General features: G+C 67.6%; 16 protein-coding genes and 2 pseudogenes. 9 read left to right on the forward strand and 9 right to left on the reverse strand.

Annotation, left to right across the window (positions count from 1 at the left end):
• Nucleotides 1–358: 358 nt before the first annotated feature.
• Nucleotides 359–1,009 carry a LysE family translocator gene (locus JK359_RS16715; protein ID WP_201836301.1) on the reverse strand — a complete coding sequence of 217 codons (651 nt, stop codon included), beginning with the start codon at nt 1,007–1,009 and terminating at the stop codon, nt 359–361.
• A gap of 348 nt (nt 1,010–1,357) precedes the next feature.
• A complete protein-coding gene (locus JK359_RS16720) occupies nt 1,358–1,540 on the reverse strand; it encodes an FAD-dependent oxidoreductase (protein WP_201836303.1) in 183 nt (60 codons plus the stop codon).
• Between the two features lie 546 nt (nt 1,541–2,086).
• Here JK359_RS16720 and JK359_RS16725 point away from each other — a divergent pair.
• A complete protein-coding gene (locus JK359_RS16725; RefSeq protein WP_201836305.1) occupies nt 2,087–2,590 on the forward strand; it encodes a type II toxin-antitoxin system Phd/YefM family antitoxin in 504 nt (167 codons plus the stop codon).
• A 269-nt stretch (nt 2,591–2,859) separates the two neighbouring features.
• On the opposite strand, the gene JK359_RS16730 is transcribed toward JK359_RS16725, so the two are convergent.
• Nucleotides 2,860–3,276 carry a hypothetical protein gene (locus JK359_RS16730; protein ID WP_201836307.1) on the reverse strand — a complete coding sequence of 139 codons (417 nt, stop codon included), beginning with the start codon at nt 3,274–3,276 and terminating at the stop codon, nt 2,860–2,862.
• Nucleotides 3,277–3,850: 574 nt separating this feature from the next.
• Here JK359_RS16730 and JK359_RS16735 point away from each other — a divergent pair.
• Nucleotides 3,851–4,216, forward strand: coding sequence for a nuclear transport factor 2 family protein (locus JK359_RS16735; RefSeq protein ID WP_236677963.1), 366 nt, complete (start codon nt 3,851–3,853; stop codon nt 4,214–4,216).
• 109 nt (nt 4,217–4,325) lie between these two features.
• Nucleotides 4,326–4,807, forward strand: a pseudogene (locus JK359_RS16740) (hypothetical protein).
• Between the two features lie 255 nt (nt 4,808–5,062).
• Here the strand turns inward: JK359_RS16740 and JK359_RS16745 are convergent.
• Entirely contained in the window at nt 5,063–7,978 is a 2,916-nt protein-coding gene (locus tag JK359_RS16745) for an alpha-N-acetylglucosaminidase TIM-barrel domain-containing protein (protein ID WP_201836308.1), read from the reverse strand.
• A 364-nt stretch (nt 7,979–8,342) separates the two neighbouring features.
• Here JK359_RS16745 and JK359_RS16750 point away from each other — a divergent pair, with 364 nt between their 5' ends.
• Nucleotides 8,343–8,555 carry an FYVE zinc finger domain-containing protein gene (locus tag JK359_RS16750; protein ID WP_201836309.1) on the forward strand — a complete coding sequence of 71 codons (213 nt, stop codon included), beginning with the start codon at nt 8,343–8,345 and terminating at the stop codon, nt 8,553–8,555.
• Between the two features lie 449 nt (nt 8,556–9,004).
• Here the strand turns inward: JK359_RS16750 and JK359_RS16755 are convergent, their stop codons facing one another.
• The gene (locus tag JK359_RS16755) at nt 9,005–9,850 is read right to left on the reverse strand and encodes a sulfurtransferase (RefSeq protein ID WP_201836310.1); all 846 of its coding nucleotides are present in this window, start codon (nt 9,848–9,850) and stop codon (nt 9,005–9,007) included.
• Nucleotides 9,851–10,059: 209 nt separating this feature from the next.
• Here JK359_RS16755 and JK359_RS40395 point away from each other — a divergent pair.
• A pseudogene (locus JK359_RS40395) lies at nt 10,060–10,230 on the forward strand (IS5/IS1182 family transposase); the annotation flags it as partial.
• Nucleotides 10,231–10,290: 60 nt separating this feature from the next.
• Here the strand turns inward: JK359_RS40395 and coaD are convergent.
• Entirely contained in the window at nt 10,291–10,800 is a 510-nt protein-coding gene (gene coaD, locus JK359_RS16765; protein WP_236677964.1) for a pantetheine-phosphate adenylyltransferase, read from the reverse strand.
• 192 nt (nt 10,801–10,992) lie between these two features.
• Here coaD and JK359_RS16770 point away from each other — a divergent pair, with 192 nt between their 5' ends.
• Nucleotides 10,993–11,418 carry a hydrolase gene (locus JK359_RS16770; protein WP_201836311.1) on the forward strand — a complete coding sequence of 142 codons (426 nt, stop codon included), beginning with the start codon at nt 10,993–10,995 and terminating at the stop codon, nt 11,416–11,418.
• Nucleotides 11,419–11,683: 265 nt separating this feature from the next.
• Nucleotides 11,684–14,104: an ADP-ribosyltransferase domain-containing protein gene (locus tag JK359_RS16780; protein WP_236677965.1), complete on the forward strand. Its 2,421-nt coding sequence runs from the start codon at nt 11,684–11,686 to the stop codon at nt 14,102–14,104.
• 175 nt (nt 14,105–14,279) lie between these two features.
• Here JK359_RS16780 and JK359_RS16785 read toward each other — a convergent pair whose 3' ends face one another.
• The gene (locus JK359_RS16785; protein ID WP_201836312.1) at nt 14,280–14,534 is read right to left on the reverse strand and encodes a DUF6332 family protein; all 255 of its coding nucleotides are present in this window, start codon (nt 14,532–14,534) and stop codon (nt 14,280–14,282) included.
• A 389-nt stretch (nt 14,535–14,923) separates the two neighbouring features.
• On the reverse strand, nt 14,924–15,457 hold the full coding sequence (locus JK359_RS16790; RefSeq protein WP_201836656.1) for an AAA family ATPase: 534 nt from the start codon (nt 15,455–15,457) through the stop codon (nt 14,924–14,926).
• Between the two features lie 537 nt (nt 15,458–15,994).
• On the opposite strand from JK359_RS16790, the gene JK359_RS16795 reads away from it, so the two are divergent.
• Both JK359_RS16795 and JK359_RS16800 read left to right on the forward strand, forming a co-directional pair.
• A complete protein-coding gene (locus JK359_RS16795) occupies nt 15,995–16,669 on the forward strand; it encodes a DUF5707 domain-containing protein (RefSeq protein WP_307788132.1) in 675 nt (224 codons plus the stop codon).
• A 200-nt stretch (nt 16,670–16,869) separates the two neighbouring features.
• Complete coding sequence (locus JK359_RS16800; RefSeq protein WP_201836314.1) at nt 16,870–17,232, forward strand: hypothetical protein; 363 nt, start codon at nt 16,870–16,872, stop codon at nt 17,230–17,232.
• Nucleotides 17,233–17,307: 75 nt separating this feature from the next.
• Here the strand turns inward: JK359_RS16800 and JK359_RS16805 are convergent, their stop codons facing one another.
• Nucleotides 17,308–17,667: a hypothetical protein gene (locus tag JK359_RS16805; protein WP_201836658.1), complete on the reverse strand. Its 360-nt coding sequence runs from the start codon at nt 17,665–17,667 to the stop codon at nt 17,308–17,310.
• Nucleotides 17,668–17,695 lie beyond the last annotated feature (28 nt).

Below are 17,695 nucleotides of genomic sequence, written 5' to 3' on the forward strand. Positions count from 1 at the left end.
CTGTCCGGATCCTGTCCGTCCCTTTACAGCATCGGGAGCAGGCTCAGGACTTCGCAGGGCTGTTCGCCGTGGAGGCCGAAGTCGTTGGGCGGCCACGCTCGCCGCCAGCCCGGCCCGCTGAGCGTACGGACAGGCTGTCCGGGAACAGCTCCCCCTCCACAAGCCGGCCGGCGACCGGTTCTTCACCACCCACGCCGAACCGGTGTCCCCCTCCTGAGCACTGCCGGCGCCGCGATCCGGTGAAACCTGCCGCTCAACTCTGAACGGTGTGAGGTGGAGCAGGCCGGGAAGAGGGCCGTGCGGCACGCCCGCAAGGACACGGACGGGGAGTAGCGGATGGACATTGCCCTGCCGGCTGTCAGCGGAGGGCGACCGCCGCGCTCGTTCGTTCGGTGGCGATCCTGACGGCGAAGCCCGCAAGCGCGGTGCCCATCACGTAGCGGTGCAGGCGCTGCCACAGCGGGTGCCGGGCGAAGAACCCGGCGACGGAGCCGGCCGTCACGATGAAGAACGCGTTGCCCGCGACCCCGACCGCGATCTGGGTCAGCCCCAACAGCACACCCTGCAGGGCGACATGGCCGCGCTCCGGGTCGACGAACTGCGGCAGCAGCGAGATGTAGAGGATGGCGACCTTGGGGTTGAGCAGGCAGGTGAGGAGGCCCGTCAGGAAGAGCTTGAGGGGCCTGTCGTGCGTCAACTCCTGGCTTGTGACGGCTGATCGGCCGCCTGACCGGACGGCTTTCCAGGCCAGCCAGAGAAGGTAGGCCGCCCCGGCCAGCTTGATCGCCAGGTAGATCTCCGGCACCAGCACGAAGACGGTGGCGATACCGGCGGACACGGCGAGGAGGTAGACCAGGAAGCCGAGGGCGACCCCGGCCAGCGAGATCAGGGCCGCCCGGCGACCCTGGGCGATCGAGCGGGAGACCAGGTAGATCATGTTCGGCCCCGGGGTGAGCACCATGCCGAGCTCCACCAAGGCGATCCCTGCTATTGCTCCCAGCCCGATCACAGCACTACCTCCGTACACGCGGTCTCCTGGGCGCAACCTAGCAGCTCACGGCCATGTGCCGGCTGCGAAGCCAGTGCGAGGGTCGGCGAGCAGATGGAGTACAATAATGGGGGAACCGCTTCCGGTTGACCTGTTCGGGTCGACGGGAAGACATCTCGTCCCCCACGAAGGCGCCGTCCATACACTGCGTCACCCCGACCCGCATATCGGCCGCCAGGGATGCCGACTGAGCGGGAAGGCCCCCAACAGCCCCTGCAGGCCCTCGGACTCATGCGCCCCACGCTGGTACTCGTCCAACTCGACATCGAAATCGAGCGTGCCTTCGCCCGCATGAAGACCGGGGGCTGGTCAGCCGGCAAGCCGTAGATCGTTGTGAGCATGCCGGCTCTGCGGTACGCCTTTCCGCGGTTCGGGGCCGTCGGGCAACAAGTCCCTTTCAATCACTGTTACCTCGCCGACGGCATTTGACAGGGCTGCCGCGCACAGTAAGCCAGTGATACCCGCACCAATGACGATAACCCGGCGCGGCATGCACCCTCCAGATCACGATGGAACAGAGACCTCGACCGTATCTTCGTAATGCCGGTTCCGGTAGAAGATCATGTCGCTGGCTATGTAGCGCGCTGTGGGACCGCACCCGGCGAATCGGTCGGGATACCGGCCTGCTGCTGGCGGCTTCGCCGGCACAGCGCCGCCCGGACGGGCTCTTGCGAGCCGTGCGCGGCGCCCGACGTGGCCGCCGGCGGCTGGGCATCGAGCGTCAGTGATCACGCACCGGGCATCGAGAGCGTCCTGTGGGCAAGGAACAGTCAGGGCAGCAATATGGGGCCTGACAGACACGTCGGGGCATCGAGCACATCCCCGCCTGGCCGACCGGATGCCGCCGTCCTCCCCACCGCCGGGAACACGAGCGGCGGCGCTTCCTCGCCATCACCAGCATGGCTTGCACCCTCGTCCCGGCAGGACGTCCAAGACGAAAGGACCTGAAGGAGCGACGTGCTGCCATCGCACGACCACAGGACGGAAAAGCTGCGCTGGGAGGTTCGTGTTCCCGGAATCGGCGTAACGTCTGTGCGCATGGACGTTGAACTGGTCGAGGGCGCAGGTGAGTTAGAGTCCCTGATCGCCAAGGTTGAAAAGACCGGCGAGCGCGTCCGGCTCACCGCGGACAACGAGCCGGCACGAGTGCTGCTGCCGGCAGCCGAGCTGGCAGAGCTGGAGTACTGGGCCGCACGCCAGCACAGGGGCGCCCGGCCAGCGAGCGAGCCGGCACATCAGTGCCCGCCGGGACCGACGGCATACGGGCCTTACGTCGGCTACAGCCACCCCCACGGAGGCATGACAGTCACGCGGGGCCGGGTTGTCGTGGCCGAGCTGCGCGACGCCGAGACAGTGGCGTGGCTGGAGGAGCAGGCCATGTACGGGCGTCAGGGGTACATGGGCCCGAAGCAGTCGGCAGCATTCGCCGAGTTCCTCGCCCGCTGGGCGCCGGTCGGCGACGAGCAGGGGGCGACAAAACAGCGGGGCTCACGGAACGTCGCCTCCGCCGGACAGGGAGGACAGGGCGGCCAAAGCGAATGAGCGACGGTGGCCGCGCGGCCGTCGCCAGGCGGAACCCGCGGTATGACTTGTGAGGCGGCCGTGCAGAGACCGCCGCCTCCGACTGCTCGTTCGGTGTCGGGGACGGTCGACCGCAGCTCACTCACAGCAAGAGCCCTACCTGCACGGAGACAGCACGCGTATCCAGGCAGACGCCGCCATGCTGTGCAACCAAAGAGGGAAGGGCAACTTCTCAGCTTCGCTGCGCCAGCGCCAAGGGCTCAGCATTCGGAAGACAAAGGATCTGCGGGCTACACCAACGAGCAGGGCACGAACTTCCCGGTCACCCTGCGCTTAGAGTGCTCGCGGCTCACCCCGAGTGGCTGAATTTTCCGTACTGCGTCCTTCGCGGGCACCTTCCACCGGAACACTGTGCCGTCACCGTCGGCGTAGGCGATCGTCCCGCCCTTCGCCTGCACCGCCGTCAGATCGAAAGCGATCATCCGCCAGTGGTAGGTGCCGGCCTTCACCATGCCCCCGCCGGTGAATCCGTGGGGAGTGATGGACGACGCGTCGTTCTCACCCTCGTCCAACGCGTGGCCGTCGGGCGCGATCCACTGCCAGCCGCCGCTTTCGATCGGCGCTGACTCACTGGCCGCAGTGCTGCCGGTGGCCCGTTCCTTGACGGTGATGACGGCGTACATCCCGTTGGCCGCGGTGTTGCCCATGACGGTCCTGGCATAGACGACGGTTGTGGGAGTGACCTCGAGGTCCCCTCCACCAGGACCGTCGACAGGCGACTGGGAGCCGATCGACTTCGCCGGCTTACCCCAGGCGAGTGGCGGCGGGGCTGACGGTACAGGTGCGCATGATCTGGTTCCCCCAGGTCGGTGCAGCGGGAACGCATCACGGTAGGTGCCCGTGAAGGAACGACGCAGGGGAGTAACCAGGTCGTGACACGGCCACCGCCTGTCGACGTCCGCCTGGGCCCTGACCTCCGGGTCATCGAGAACCGCCGGTACGCCCCCATCGGCCCAGCCGTCGAGCAGCCGGACCTCACGCGTCCGGTGGAGCAGGGTGAAGGAGGGGCGTTTCCCGTATTCGGGGGAACACCCCTGGTCTCCGAGCATGAGCGGGTGGGTCCTTCCACGTTCGACGGCAGCTCTTGCGCATGTTCTCCGGAGGCGGTTGGTGATCACTCCGTCGAGCGCTGTTCTCGAGCCTTTACTGCAGCGCCGTGCCGTCACCGCGTCGTTGATCAATTCGCTGTGCCTTGGCAGGTCGCGTCCGTAGGGTTCCTGCATGAGGGATGAGAGTGAGCGGGCCGTGCAGGCGGCTGTCGATGGGGAGATGCGGCTTCTCGATCCCGAGGTGCGTGCTTCCCCCGCCCGTGTCCTAGAGCTGCTGGATCCCGACTTCACCGAGATCGGGGCTTCTGGACGCCGATGGGATGTGGAGTCGATCCTGACGGTCACGAGTGGCGGTTCGGTGTCCCCGGAGTCTCGGGTCAAGGTCAGCGAAATGTCAGGAGTCGTCCTTGCTCCGGGCGTCGTTCACCTGACGTACTTCGCCGACAACCAGGGCCGTCGGGCATGGCGGAACTCGTTGTGGCGTCTGACGGAGACGGGCTGGCGGATGTACTTCCACCAGGCAACTCTGACCCGTTGAGCGGGTGGGACCGCGTACTGCGAAGACCGCCATCTACACGGCTGCCGGGCAGCTGCAGCGGCCGGCTTGGGGTTGGTGGCTCCGGCCGGCTTGCGCTCAGGGTGCCGGGATGATCGCGATGCCAGAGGAGTTCGCACGGACCACCGTGGACCGCGAGGGGAAGGCCGGGGCGGAATGGCTTGCCGAGCTGCCCGGGATCGTGGAGGAGTTGCTGGAGCGCTGGGGGTGCGTGCCGGATGGCGAAGTCATGCACGGGGGCGTAGGCGTCATCGTTCCGGCACGGCGGCGGGCTCAGGAGAGCACCGTGCTCAAGGTGTCGTTTCCGCATCCCGGCAACGTCCATGAGCCCGCGCGCTGACGCTCCTGGAAGCCGATGACCTGCGCACGGCCGTCCACCGCGTCTTGGACGTCTTCGCAGATGCCTCGGAACTCGACCGTGAACGCGTCCAGCGGTGGGCCCAGTTCCATGCCGTACGGGCTGCATTCTGGGGACGGCGCCACGGTTTTCGCATCGCCCGCAGCGGACCACGGCTGGACTGGCTCACCGAATTCGCCGGTCACCTGGCGGAGTTGCTCACCGACCGCTCGTAGGCCGGGTTGCGTGGATGGACGAGCGCGGCCGCCGTAGATCATCGTGGGCTGGATCCTGGGCGACGACCATCGTCGCGGGCGTGCCCCGTGCGGTCAGCCGCCAACGACCGCTTCCGGAGACCGCGAAGCTTCGCAGAACACGCCCCAGAGCCGGTGACACGACCTTGTGGATGTCTGCTGGTGAGGTGTGACCGGTACGACGACTCCGCCGTTCGTGAGGTGGCGGGTACGTAATTACTGCCGTTGAAGCTGGAGTCAGCAGGTGCTCACGCGCTCCCAGGCGCCCCACGCCGTGGTGCCGCCGGGTTCGTTGCCCCTCGTCCACCACTTGGCCTTCCAACTGCTGCCGTTGTGGGATACCACATCCGCGAGGTGGTATTCGGTGTCGTGATCCCAAGGTGCGGCGGTGCAGGTTCCCCCTCCGCCCGTCGGGCCGCCGGTCCCGCCAGGCGCCGAACCGCCCGGGCTCGCTCCACTCGAGGGTGAGCTGCTCGGGGAGGGCAGCGTCCATTGCTGTCCGGCACGGCCCGTGCAGGTTTCGATGGTCAACGGTGCGCCGGCGGCTGAGCCGGCGGACGGCGCTGTCAGGCACAGCCCGGCCTTGACGTTCTTGAGGGTCTTGTCCTGCTGAACGGTCCATCGCTGGGCGGGCGTGTCGTTGCACGTGTACAGCTGAACGGTGGTGCCTGGGGCGACTGCCCCGCCCTTGACGTCCATGCAGGTGCCGGAGCCCTCGATGCTGAGCTGGGCGGCGGTGGTCTGGGTGCCGGTGGTGACGGTCCAGGAGTGGGCTGCCGTGCCGTTGCACGGACGCCACTGGAGTGGGGTCCCGCTGCTGATCTTGCCTCCGGCGGTGCCGGCGCACTTCCCGCTGCCCTGGATGGGACCGGCGGGATCGGGACCGATGGGATCAGCGGGCACGGCGCGATCAGCGGGCACCGTGGTATCAGCGGCTGCCGATGACAGCGTCTTGTCGACCTGAATCGCCATGGCGACAGGATCGCCGGTGGGCGTGGTCGGGTAGGTCTCGTGCTCATGCGCCCAGGCGTCCTCGATCGCGAACCAGTCGAGAGGCTTGGGGGAACCCGCGGCCAGCGACTCGAAGTACTTCTGCCAGCGCATGGCGTAGAAGTCGGAGACCAGTCCGGACCATTCCCGGTTGGCGTAGTCGTGCACCTGTGCGCTGCGAGCGGCGGTGTCACCCCAGGTGGTGATGATGGAGCGGGCGTCGTACTCCAGCCGCGCCTTCTCGGAGTCCGTCTTCGCCCAGGACTTTGCGGCTTCCAGCCAGGGGCCGAGCAGGAAGCGGGAGTCGGTGGCGAGCAGCTTGTCCAGGAGTTGCTCGTCCTTCTGCCACTCGGCGACCAGTGCCGTGAAGCGGGTCGTGTTCTTGCTGTCGTGGGCGGCTTTGATCAGCGGCAGCAGCACGCGGCTGCGGTTGACCAGGGCCTGTCGGGCGATGTCCACGAGGTCGAACGTGTAGGCATCCGTGGCCCGCTTGTCCGGGGCGACCTGGAGTAGCTCGGCGAGAGCCTTTTCGACGGTGGAGGCGTCGTAGCGCATCTCCTGCGGGCTCCAGGTGGCCGCAGTCTTGACCGCGAGGTCGGGGCGGGCGGCGAAGAGGCTGTCCTGTGGTTCGCTCCACTGGCCGGCTTTCGTGCTGTACGGGCCTTGGCGCAGGAGGTCCCAGGCGGCCTCGGCATGCGGGTCCTGCCCGCCGTAGCGGCGGGCGGAGTACTCGGCGAACCAGGCCTTCTGGTCGACGGTACCGGGCCGCCAGCCGAGTTCGGTGAACAGTTCGAAGCCGGCGGGATTGGTGCCGGTGCCTTCGGGGAGGTAGGCGATGCCCTTCAACGCGGGCGAGGATTTCCGCAGCCTGGCGAAGCGGTTCAGCCACTCCCCGGTGTTGCCGCCGGTACTCGTGTGACCACCGAAGTTGTCGATGATGCCGAAGGCGTAGGGGGCACCCTCCCAGGTCTTGTCCCGGTCGAGGGTCTCGGCGCTGGTGTAGCGGTCGGACAGTCCGTCCACGATGAGCAGCTTGCTCTTGTCCACTGCGTTGGTCATGTCGGTGCGGGGGTTGTTCAGCCAGCCGATCAGTACCCAGGTAGCCGAAGGGTGGGCATTCTGCAGTGCGTTCATCACCGCTCGGGCGGCGGCTTTGACGTTGATGTCCCCCGCCATCCCTCCTTCGTGCAGCGGATCCATCTTGTACATCGTCGTATCACCGAACCGCTCGCGCTGGTGCTTGTAGTACGCGGCGGCGACCTCGGCAAACCGCGGATCGGTCGGATCGAGCCAGGAGGGCCGGGCATAGCCCACCCAGCTTCCTTGAGCCACGACGTTCGCTCCGGGATTGCGGTTGGCGAAGTCGCTGGGCACGGTACCGAAATATCCGGGCAACACCGGGGTCATGCCCAGTTCCCGGATCCGATCGGCGATTTCCTTTCCCAGGGTTGCGCGGGCCTCGATCAGCTGCTCGGAGACGGGGCCGCCGCCGGACATGTTCTGGAGCAGCCACCACGGCTGATGCGCCGGGGAAGGGATCCACTTCTGCAAGTCGTCCGCGCTGTACCCGAACTGCTGGAGCGCCTTGTAGTACGGATATTCCGCGCCCGCCTGCACATAGACTTCGTTGACACCGTGCAGGGCCAGCAGATCGATCATGCGCTGGTACGAGTTGAAGTCCCGGTAGGCGCCCGAATATCCGTCGTCGGTGTCGTTCAGCGCGTAGCGGTGAGGCACTGCCGCGGACTGGGTGATGGTGCCGTCCACGGCAGGCAGGGTGGCCGGCAGCTTGGCCAGGCTGTCACCCGGCCAGCCGATGTCCACCTTGGCGACGTGCTTGAGATACCAGCCGATGCCGGTGAGCAGTGTCGCAGGCGAGGAGCCCTCGACCTTGATCGCGCCGGCGGTGCCGGAGACGGAGAAGGTGTCCCCCGTCTGCGGTCTGGCGACCGGCACCAGCGTGAACTGGTCCGCCTGACTCTCGTGCCCGCGAAGCAGTCTCTTCAGGGCTGCGACGGCGGGCTTGGCGTCGAAGCCGGCGGGCCCGGTCGGTGCCTGTGGCGGGGCAGCCAACTCAGCTGCGGCGGGCGCCACCAGGCCTGCCATCGCCGCCAGAGCCACACCCCACAGGACGACACGACGCCGGGCTCGAAATCTGTGCATGGTGGATCTCCGGGGCGGTATCAAAAGAGCCTGTGACTAAAGGTCTAGACCCGTTGGGCCTCACAGTGTGAAGCTCTCCCCCCTGCCGAGGCAACGGTTTCATCAACGAGGGCCGAGCCTTGTCACGGGCGCACAAGAAACAGGTCCGCATTCGTCGCACGCGACTGAATTTCACACCGGCACAGGACCATGTCTGCGTATTTGTGGATGTCTGACGAGACGCTCAACTGGCTCCAAGGTCCGCGGTCGCTGCGGCCTCCCGCACCACCCGCAGATAACGGGTTGAACACATGCCGACGCCCCGCGGACGGGTGCATCGTTTGCTCGGAGTGTGAGTGCTTCGAAGAGTGACGGGAACGATGTCGTGTTCGCACAGCTGAAGGGGGCCTACTGGCTGAGCGAGCCCGACGCGGCGGAATGCCGGTGGTGCAATGATTTGTTCAGCCAGCCAAGCGCTCGGAAACCGGCCGGTACCGAAAGGAAGCTGAGCGACCGGATGCTGCGGTTGCGTATGGCCATGCTGCCGGTGGCCGTCCTCACAGTGGCCGCCGCCGTCCTCGTCGGCATGCTGGGCTGACCCATCCGCCTCCAGCGTGGCGGACATGGGCGCCGGGCGCCCGGGCATCGCGGTCGCGTCGCAGAACGTCTGCGTGGACATGTCCAGCGCCGGGCGCACCGGCCGCGGGAACAGGCACCCGGTGACGACCGCGCACAGCTCATGGCCGGTGACCAGGTCCAGCTCACCGACAAGACCCAGCCACAGCGAATCGCCGTGACGCACCGCCAGGGAAGTGATCCCTCCTCCCCCGCTCATCGCGCCTCCCCGTGTTCCAGGAGGTATCAGAGGTGCGTACCGAGGTGTGCGGGAGGGAGGCGGCCTCCGAGCATGCTGGCGCCGGAGACGCCGTCGCTCTTCACAGATCGCGGCCGGGACGGTGACGCCGAGGGACAGGGTCGTGAAGGAAGTCAGGCACCACACGGTCGGGGCGACGGTGCGCAGCTCTGTCCCCTCGGCATGGATCAGGTTCAGGATCCTGCCGCGGACCCGGTGGCGATGGGACGGGTGGGGTCGGTGATCCAGTTGCTCCATGAGCCGATGTAGAGCCCGGCGGAGATTCCGGCTCTTTCGAGGGCGAGAACCTGCTGGGCGGCGCGTACGCCGGAGCCGCAGTAGACGCCCACCTCAGAAGCCCTGTCCGCGCCGAGAGCGTGGAAGCGGTCCCTGAGTCGTTCACGGGGGACGAGCAGTCCGTGTTCGTTGAGGTTGTAGTCGGCGGGGGCGTTGACGGCTCCTGGGATGTGCCCGGCCACCGGGTCGTAGGGCTCGACGTCGCCGCGGTAGCGCTCGGGTGCGCGGGCGTCGAGCAGCAGTCCGGTGCGGGCGACGGACGCCGCGTCTTCGGCGGTCAGCAGGGTCATCCCGCCGGGGCTCACCGTGAAATCGCCCCACTCGTGGGCTCTGGGGCCGCGCTCGACCTCATAGCCGGCCGCGGTCCAGGCCCGCAATCCTCCGTTCAGCACCCGCACCTGGCCATGTCCGGCCCAGCGCAGCATCCACCACGCGCGTGAGGCAGCGGTCATCGGATCCTGGCCGCGGCCATAGACGACGACCTCACGTTCCGGGGACACTCCCGCTTGGCGCATCGCTGCCTGGAAGATCTCAGGAGGGGGCAGCGGATGCCGGCCCTGCGGCCCTGGCGGACCGGCGAGATCGGCATCGAGGTCGACGAAGTGCGCGCCGGGAACGTGACCGCCTTCGTACTGCCGCCTGCCGTGGGGCCCGTCCCGCAACCACCGGACATCGAGCAGACACGGCCCACCCGGGCTGCTCAGACGCTCGGCAAGCTCCTCGACCTCGATGACCGAATCCACGCAGACAGGATATGTAATACCTAATAGGGATCAAGGAGCGCGGCTGTGTCTCTCACCCGAGGCGGCGCAGGCCTCCGAGAACCCGGCCGTCGGGGATCTGCACGCGACCCGGGAATGGGACAGCGCACCCGTACCCGCCGGATCATCCGGATCATCAGGTGGGCCTTCGCTTCATCGACGCCAACAACGGCCAGGTTGTCGCGGTCGGCCGTCCAGGTCGTCGCGGTCGGCCGGTGCCGGGCAGCCGCACTGACTGCACAGCATGGAGCCACCGCCGACTCAACCACCGTTACGAACGCCGTCCCCGCGACTACCTGGCTAACCTCGGTCTCGCTGCAGCTCTCTGCTGCTACAGACGGCTCGTCCACCTCACGACGTAGTACATGTCTGAGGAACCCTCGCTGCCGCCCCAGATTGCCGGCAGTGGCTCGCTCAAATCGTCATTCGGGGACGCGGTGCTGCTGGCTCATCGCGGTGACGAGGGTGGAGGAGATGTGGGCCAGGGTTGGATCGGAAGCGATGAAAAACGTTTCGACTTCGGCCAGTTCGTGGTTCATGCGGGCCATCGGCATTTCGTAGTCCAGGTCGGAAACGCCGCGGACTCCGCGGATGACGACGTCGATTCCGGCTCGGCGGCAGTAGTCGACCAGCAGGCCGCCGGTGTGGGAGTCGACCGTGACGTTACTCAGGTCGGTTGCTGTCGCGCGAAGCCGGTCCAGTCGTTCCGCGATGGGAAAGCGGCCGGTCTTGTCCGAATTGGACATGACGCACACGACGACCTCGTCGAACAGGAGGGCAGCGCGCCGGAGTACGTCCTGGTGCCCGGGAGTGACCGGGTCGAAGGATCCTGGGAAGAGGGCTCGCATGATCGGGAAGAGTAACAAGCGGCCGCCCCCGGTAGTGAAGTACCGGATGGTGTCCTGGGCGGGAGGCTGGGCTTGGCGGGCCATGCGGCGTCGGCGAGGTTGTGTCCCGTGGACGTCTCCACCCACACACGGTCAGCACGTGACACGGTGGCCCACCCATGAGATGCCCCCCTCGCGGGCTTGTGCAATGCCCTGCAAAGGCTGTTCCGCAACCGCTCTGGCGGTGGGCATGGGCGGAGCACGCCGTCCGGGTCCGGCCTCAGGAACGATGGGGTCATGGATCCATTGCTGCACCGACTACCAGCCGCCTTCTGGATCGTTCCGTACGTGGGCTCCCGCTTTCCGGGGTCGCCGGAGGTCGCTGACCTTCCCGGCCTGGTGGAGGGTGCGAACTGCCAGCTGTTCGCCTACGAGGTGCTTCGGCACTTCAGCCTGGCGCCGCCTGACCTGCGTTCGAGTGAACTGTGGGCCGATACGCGGGCCACAGCTCGCGTGCCGGTTGCGAAGCCGCTTGACCTGGTGTTGTTCAACGCCACCGACGATGCTTATGGCGCTCACGTGGGAGTCTGGGTGAACGAGGGGCGTGTGCTGCATCTCTGTGCAGAAGTAGGGCGCCCGGTGGTCTGGGAGATGGCGGAGTTCGCGAAACGGCAGCGTTACCGGGTCTTGATCGGCATCAAGCGTGTGGTCAACAAGACCTAGAGTGCCGTCGGCTGAACTCGGCAGGTGCGGTATCTGCCATGGCGTCCGGGGCCCCCATGGGTGGGGTAGGCCATGGGGTGTTCCGTGTCGGCTGGTCATGGGGTCCCCCACCCGGAGGTTGTTACGCCCCCCTGGCGGCAGGCGGGCGCATCCCATGACTCGCTGACGGCCGTGCAGGTCACCAGCCCCTCGTCTCGGCTGCGTTGTCAGTGGTGGGAGATACGTTCGAGGCCTTGGAACCGCTGTTGCACGACAGGAGTGGACGATGACCGAGAGCAGTGTGCTGCCCGCGCTCAGGGTGGTGCTGACGGACGTCAACGAGCGTGTGGTGGAGGCGTGGCGCGCCGCGTTCGCCGATACCCCCGGCATCGAGATCCGCAGGGGCTCCATCCTCGACGAGGACGTCGACGCCTGGGTCACCCCCACGAACTCCCGGGGCCGGATGGACGGCGGAGTCGACGCCGTCATCAAGCGGTACCTGGGGTCCGGTATCCAGGTGCGCGTCCAGCGGGCGATCCGCGACCGGTTCGCCGGGCCCATGCCGGTGGGCAGCGCGGTCTGCGTCCCGTCCGGCGCAACCGTCCCCCGGTACCTGATATCGACGCCGACGATGGTGCGGTCCTCGCAGAACGTGAGCGCGACGCTGAACGTGGCGCTGGCGTGCGCGGCCGCTTTCCAGGCCGTCCACCGGCAGAACCGGGCGAAGCCGGGCAGTATCCGGTCCGTGGCGCTGGTCGGGATGGGAGCGCAGACCGGCCAGGTTCCGGCCCGGGTCTGCGCCAATCTGATGTGGACCGGCTACACGCTGTTCCACGACCACTGGTTCGAGGACGATGACGAGCTGCGGTCCACGATCATCTCCCAGCTCCATGGTATCGAGAACGCGCCCGTCGACCACCGGGTGCGCATCGTGCCGCCGACGGCCGTCACGCCCGTCGCCCCCGCTCCGGCGCACGGCACTGCCGCTCCCGCTCCCTCCGCCGCCCCCTCCGCCCCCTCCTCTCCTTCTGCCACGACGAGCGAAAGCGCCTCCGCCATGACCGGATCGACGACCGGCGTCCCGGCTCCGGACCAGCCACTGCAGCCCCAGTCCGATGCGAACGACCCCCTCGCCCTGGCCGAGCTGTTCGACGGCGGCGGGGAGGCCTGGCTCCCGCTGCTGAAGCCGGTCATCGAGGCACAGCCGGACGCCGCACGGTTCATCGGCAAGGGCCGCAGCCACGAGGTGGTCCCGGTCCGCGAGCTGACGTTCCAGGCGCTCAAGCCCAACCCGCCGCAGAAGTGGAAGGTCGTGGTCTTCGGCCAGAACCCGTACCCGCGGCCGGAGAGCGCCACCGGCATCGCCATGTTCGACAACACCTTCAGCGACTGGAAGGACAGCCAGTTCGGCCGGGTCGTCAGCATCCGGTGCCTCATCAAGGCGGCGGCGATGTGGAAGTACGGCATCGCCAAGAAGACCCCGATCGCCGACGTACGGGCGCTGCTGAAGGAGCGGGACACGGTCCAGCCGCCGGAGTGGTTCCAGGCGATGCTGACGCAGGGCGTGCTCCTGCTGAACGCGTCGCTGACCGCGAGCGGCGACGGGGCGATGGGTGCCGACCAGCACACGGCGTTCTGGCGGCCGGTCGCCGAGCGGATCGTCGAGGAGATCCTCAAGGCCAAGCAGGACGCGACCGAGGAGGACCGCGGGGTCGTGTTCGCGTGGTGGGGGGCACACGCCCGCAGCCTCAAGCGCGTCGTCCTGCGGCTCCAGCAGAAGTACCCGGACGTCGAGGTCCGGCACCTCGACCACGCGAATCCGGCGGCACAGGGCGACATCTTCTGCGAGGGCGACCACTTCGCCCAGGTCAACGACGCCCTGTCCTCGCTGGGCGCCGACCCCGTCGACTGGCTGCCGAGCAAGGGGTGGAACGTGCCGGCGGCCGGCGTGGGCGGTACGGACGGGGATGTCTCGGCGCGCATGGGCGCTTTCATCGAGTCGACCATGAACCTGCACCAGCTCTACCTGGAGCGCCTCACCAGCGTCAAGGACGAGGGCCTGGTCCTGCCCACGATCACCGGTGTCTTCGACACCCCGCTGATGGACTTCCAGGACGCCGTCGCCCCGGTCTCCGCGGCGCTGTCCGGGCTCGCCGGGCACATCCGGCGCTCCCGCGACTTCGGCAAGCGACGTGCGGACCAGGCGGCTGGCGGTGGCCTGTCCGCCGACGCGATCGCCGCGCTCCACCTTTACACCTGTGAGTCAGCCTTCTACCGCGAGATCAACAGCGTTCTGCGCTCCCCCGACCGCACCAGGGTCACGCCCTACCTGCCGTACCTGCGGCTGCTGTTCTCGGCGGTCTCGGAGCTGCCGGCCTACACGCAGCCGTTGTGGCGCGGGGTGTCCCTTGACCTTCGGGCGCAGTACCCGGTGGGCCGGACGGTGACCTGGTGGGGCGTCTCCTCGTGTACCTCCGAGCTGAAGGTGGCCAGGGCGTTCTTGGGCAGTCGCGGCAAGCGGACCCTTTTCGAGGTGACGCCGGCCCGGGCGGTCGGGATCAAGAGCTTCTCCGCCTTCACCGGTGAGGAGGAATACATCCTCACCCCGGGTACCCAGCTCAAGGTGACGGAGGTCAAGAGCGAGCCCCGCGGGCTGTGCACGGTCCGGCTGAGCGAGGTCACGGACGGCACTCCGGTGGTGTCCTGACCCCCCGTTCCAGCGTGGCCACGTTCGTGGTTGCCGAGCACTCGTGCCCGGCAACCACGTGGCACGGGCCAATGTCGCGGCAACCGGCGAGCCAGGCCATGGTGTGTTCGATGGGCCGGCGGTGTCGGCCAGTCGCTGTGAGGTCTCGGTGCCCTTGCGGGCGATGCGGTGGAGATCAGCGGCCCATTCGGCGCTGCTCGTCGAACCGACGCAGCACCCGTACCAGACGCCACATCCCGGCCGTCGCTCCGAGCAGTGCACCCCCCATCAGCACGCCCTTCCTCACCGAACCGGAGATGTCAAAGGCTAGTGCGAGGGTCAGAGCGACGGCGAAGACTGCCGCAGCCAGCGCGACGGCAGTCACCAGGGCGAAAACGATCTCCACCGTCATTGCGTCCTTTTCCCACCGCGACTCACGCCCCATGTCCATGCCGCAAGTCTCACATCATGGTCAAGTCATGGCGTCTGGGCCGGCCAGCCTGACTCTCCCGAGCGAAGGCGCGCTTGCCGATGGGATGACTTCGTATGCGTGCTCTACAACGACGTCAACTGAAGTCGGTGCGTCCAGCGAGGGCTGCGGCCGGCCCCACCGTTGCCGGCTCGGAGTGAGGCACCGTATCCGGGCGTGCTGTAGACCGAAGCCGTCCCGGCCACCGTGCAGAGCGCGATGAAGATTGTCCGTGTGCGCCGGAAACACAGCAACCGTACGGGCTTTCGACAGCGAACGTGCCTGGTCCCCGGCTGCGTCCGCGCCGCCCATCCCGCCCGTCCTCTCCCCCAACAGCGGGGATGTCCGCCCTCGGCGCAACAGTGATCCGGTCAGCGGTCCAGGATGGGCAGGCGGTCCAGGCCGGTGTCGGACATGATGCGGGCAACCGTCTCGTGCAGAGCGCTATCGGCCCCGATGACGGTCTCGAGCCCGCCGGGCAGCAGGTCGCGCTCCCGGTACCAGTCGCGCAACTGTGTCTCGTCGACCTCATCGGCGATCGGCTTGGCGGCGTGCCGGGCGAGTGTTTCGGCGAACGGCACGTCCAGGTAGTAGCCGTGTGTCCGACCGCGATGGTCGGCGCACAGCTGGGCGAGCATGTCGCCGTAGTGGTCGGCGTAGAGGATGCCTTCGATCACGACGTGGTACCCGGCGTCCAGGGCGTAGCGGGCCGTCAGGTCGATCAGCCCGATGTTCGCCGCTCCGGGCCGATCGTGCTCGCGGAGCACGACTCGGCGGAGATTGTCCTGGCCGACCAGCGCCAGGCCGCGGCCGAACCTCTCGCGCAGGCCAGCCGCGACGGACGACTTGCCCGAAGCGCTGTTACCGCGCAGCACGACCAGCCGGGTTCCTTCAGTGCCCACCATCACGGCCGCCACGCTACCAACGGCCGCCGACAGCACCCGGGCGTTCCCGGGCGGCGCCGGCGCCGACGCCCGGACGGGTGACCTTTCCCCTCGTATCCGCGGGAGCAGGCCTCGGTCAACTATGAGGAAAATCGCGCGCGTTCCGATACAACCTTCACCGTACTTCCGTATAGCAAACTCACAGCTGACGTGCGTCTCCTCCGATCGTCCGCGGATGGCTGCCCGTTGCTCCGCCGCGCAGCGTCCCTGCACCCTCCGATCTGGGGCAGTCGGTTGTGGCTGGGGCGATGACACGCCGGTGCAAACGAGCGAACCACCGGCACCCGCATCGGGGAAGGGCCAGGGAATCTTGCCGGAAACACAGGGGCGACCGCGAGGCGGCTAGCATCGCCCCGCTGCTTCAGAGTCCCCTGATCACGCAGGTCAGGGGGCCGCGTTCCACCTGGGGGTTTCATGGGCAAGCGTGCCGCCGCGACTGTCGTCGCCTCACTTACGATCACGTGCCTTTGCACCTCGACGGCCACAGCGGACACCCGCGTGGGGGACACGCAGGTCCTCGCCGCCTCCATCAACGGCGGCAAGCCGGTCGTGATCGGAACGGCCGCCCAGACGCGGTTCACCGTGACCGTCACCGCGAGCGACTCCTCAGGCATCGACTACATCGACCCGCTCCTGTACAGGGGGCCCATCACCGACCCCACCGGCTACCTCGCGGCAGCAGGCGAACCGGAATGCACCGTCTCCGACGACGTCACCACACGATGCACGTGGCACTTCGCCATGGACCACTCGTGGCTCCAGACATCCGATGCGGGAACCTGGCGGCTCCACGTCAACGCAACGGCCAAGGACGGCGACCATCACTGGAAGGACTCCGCAGCGTCGGTCGACTTCCAGCGCGCCTCGAAGCTGACGGCCAACGCGGGACCCGAGCCCGTCGCCACAGGCAAGCCCATCACCGTCACCGGCACACTCAGCCGCGTCAACTGGATCGACTCCAGGTACCACGGCTACGCCAACCAGCGCGTCAGCCTGCAGTTCCGCACGGCCAGCGGCACCTACAGCACCGTCAAGACCGTGACGGCAAGCTCCACCGGTTACCTGAAGACCACCGTCACTGCCGGCCGCGACGGATACTGGCGCTATAGCTACGCAGGCAACGCCGGCACCGCGGCCGTCAACGCACCAGGCGACTTCGTCGACGTACGGTGAGCAGCGTCGGCCTCGGCGGCACAAGTCCACAGGCGCGCTTGAGCCGACGGCTGTAGAACCTCTCAACCGGAGCGCATGCGGAGGGAAGAGGAGACATCCGCGTCACGGCCGCCACCGTCAATGGCGGGGGGAACGACATCATCGGCACTTCCCACCGCGTCACCTATCCGATCGCCGTCACCATCCGGGACAACTCGGGCGTGAAGGGTCTGTCGCGCATCAGCGTCTTCAACAAGAGTGACGGTTGGGGCTTCAGCGACTGGACCGGCACCAAGTGCGTCAAGAAGAGCGCCACCACCTCGGTGTGCACAGCCACGATGACGATCGCCCCGCAGTGGCTTCCGGGCAGTCTTCCCGAGGACGTCAACCACACCGCAGGCATCTGGCAGGTCAACGCCACCGACAAGGCGAACGACGGTGACTACTGGATCGCCGATGACATTGCCGAGTTCAAGATGATGCGCGCCTCCAAGCTGATCACGGATGCTTCAGCCGAGCCTGTCGCCAAGGGTGCCCACCTGACCGTCTCCGGCAAGCTGACCGGGCGAACTGGGAAGACCTGAACCACCGGGCATGCCCCATCGCACTGACGGTCCATGGTTCTGTGTCAGGTGCGGAAAGCGGCCTCGCCACCCCGCTCAGGCGAGGTCCGTCAGGCCCTCCGCGAACACCTGCGACAAGGGTTGCGGTCCCACGTACTGCTGGCAGTTGCACTGCCCTGGCTCGTAACGCAGCGGCTTCTTGCTCTCATCCCAGGCCACCGGCACCTCGACACGCTCGTGGCACCGGCCCTGCTTGTCGTGTTTGGCGAGGTGGTGCGTGCATCCGCACACGGGCTCCGGAGACTTGTTCGCCGCTTCGACGGCCAGGCGTTCCTGTCGTGCCGCCTCCAGCAACTGCAACTTGCGCTCACGCCGGTTGCGCCGCGCGGCGCCGGATTCGGTCGGGTGCCGCGCGGTCGTGGGCCCGCCGGACCGTCCGCTCGGGACCGGAGGTATCCCCTCCACTCCAGGCAAACGGAATCTG

It is taken from the genome of Streptomyces actinomycinicus, from assembly GCF_016741775.1.
Classification (GTDB): Bacteria; Actinomycetota; Actinomycetes; order Streptomycetales; family Streptomycetaceae; genus Streptomyces; species Streptomyces actinomycinicus.

What these genes read in the sequence shown, in the direction of transcription:
- coaD (WP_236677964.1), bottom strand. Translation starts at nt 10,800, where the DNA reads ATGGCCCGCCAAGCCCAGCCTCCCGCCCAGGACACCATCCGGTACTTC.
- JK359_RS16725 (WP_201836305.1), top strand. Translation starts at nt 2,087, where the DNA reads ATGGACGTTGAACTGGTCGAGGGCGCAGGTGAGTTAGAGTCCCTGATC.
- JK359_RS16785 (WP_201836312.1), bottom strand. Translation starts at nt 14,534, where the DNA reads ATGGACATGGGGCGTGAGTCGCGGTGGGAAAAGGACGCAATGACGGTG.
- JK359_RS16735 (WP_236677963.1), top strand. Translation starts at nt 3,851, where the DNA reads ATGAGGGATGAGAGTGAGCGGGCCGTGCAGGCGGCTGTCGATGGGGAG.
- JK359_RS16730 (WP_201836307.1), bottom strand. Translation starts at nt 3,276, where the DNA reads ATGGGCAACACCGCGGCCAACGGGATGTACGCCGTCATCACCGTCAAG.
- JK359_RS16745 (WP_201836308.1), bottom strand. Translation starts at nt 7,978, where the DNA reads ATGCACAGATTTCGAGCCCGGCGTCGTGTCGTCCTGTGGGGTGTGGCT.
- JK359_RS16770 (WP_201836311.1), top strand. Translation starts at nt 10,993, where the DNA reads ATGGATCCATTGCTGCACCGACTACCAGCCGCCTTCTGGATCGTTCCG.
- JK359_RS16720 (WP_201836303.1), bottom strand. Translation starts at nt 1,540, where the DNA reads ATGCCGCGCCGGGTTATCGTCATTGGTGCGGGTATCACTGGCTTACTG.
- JK359_RS16780 (WP_236677965.1), top strand. Translation starts at nt 11,684, where the DNA reads ATGACCGAGAGCAGTGTGCTGCCCGCGCTCAGGGTGGTGCTGACGGAC.
- JK359_RS16790 (WP_201836656.1), bottom strand. Translation starts at nt 15,457, where the DNA reads ATGGTGGGCACTGAAGGAACCCGGCTGGTCGTGCTGCGCGGTAACAGC.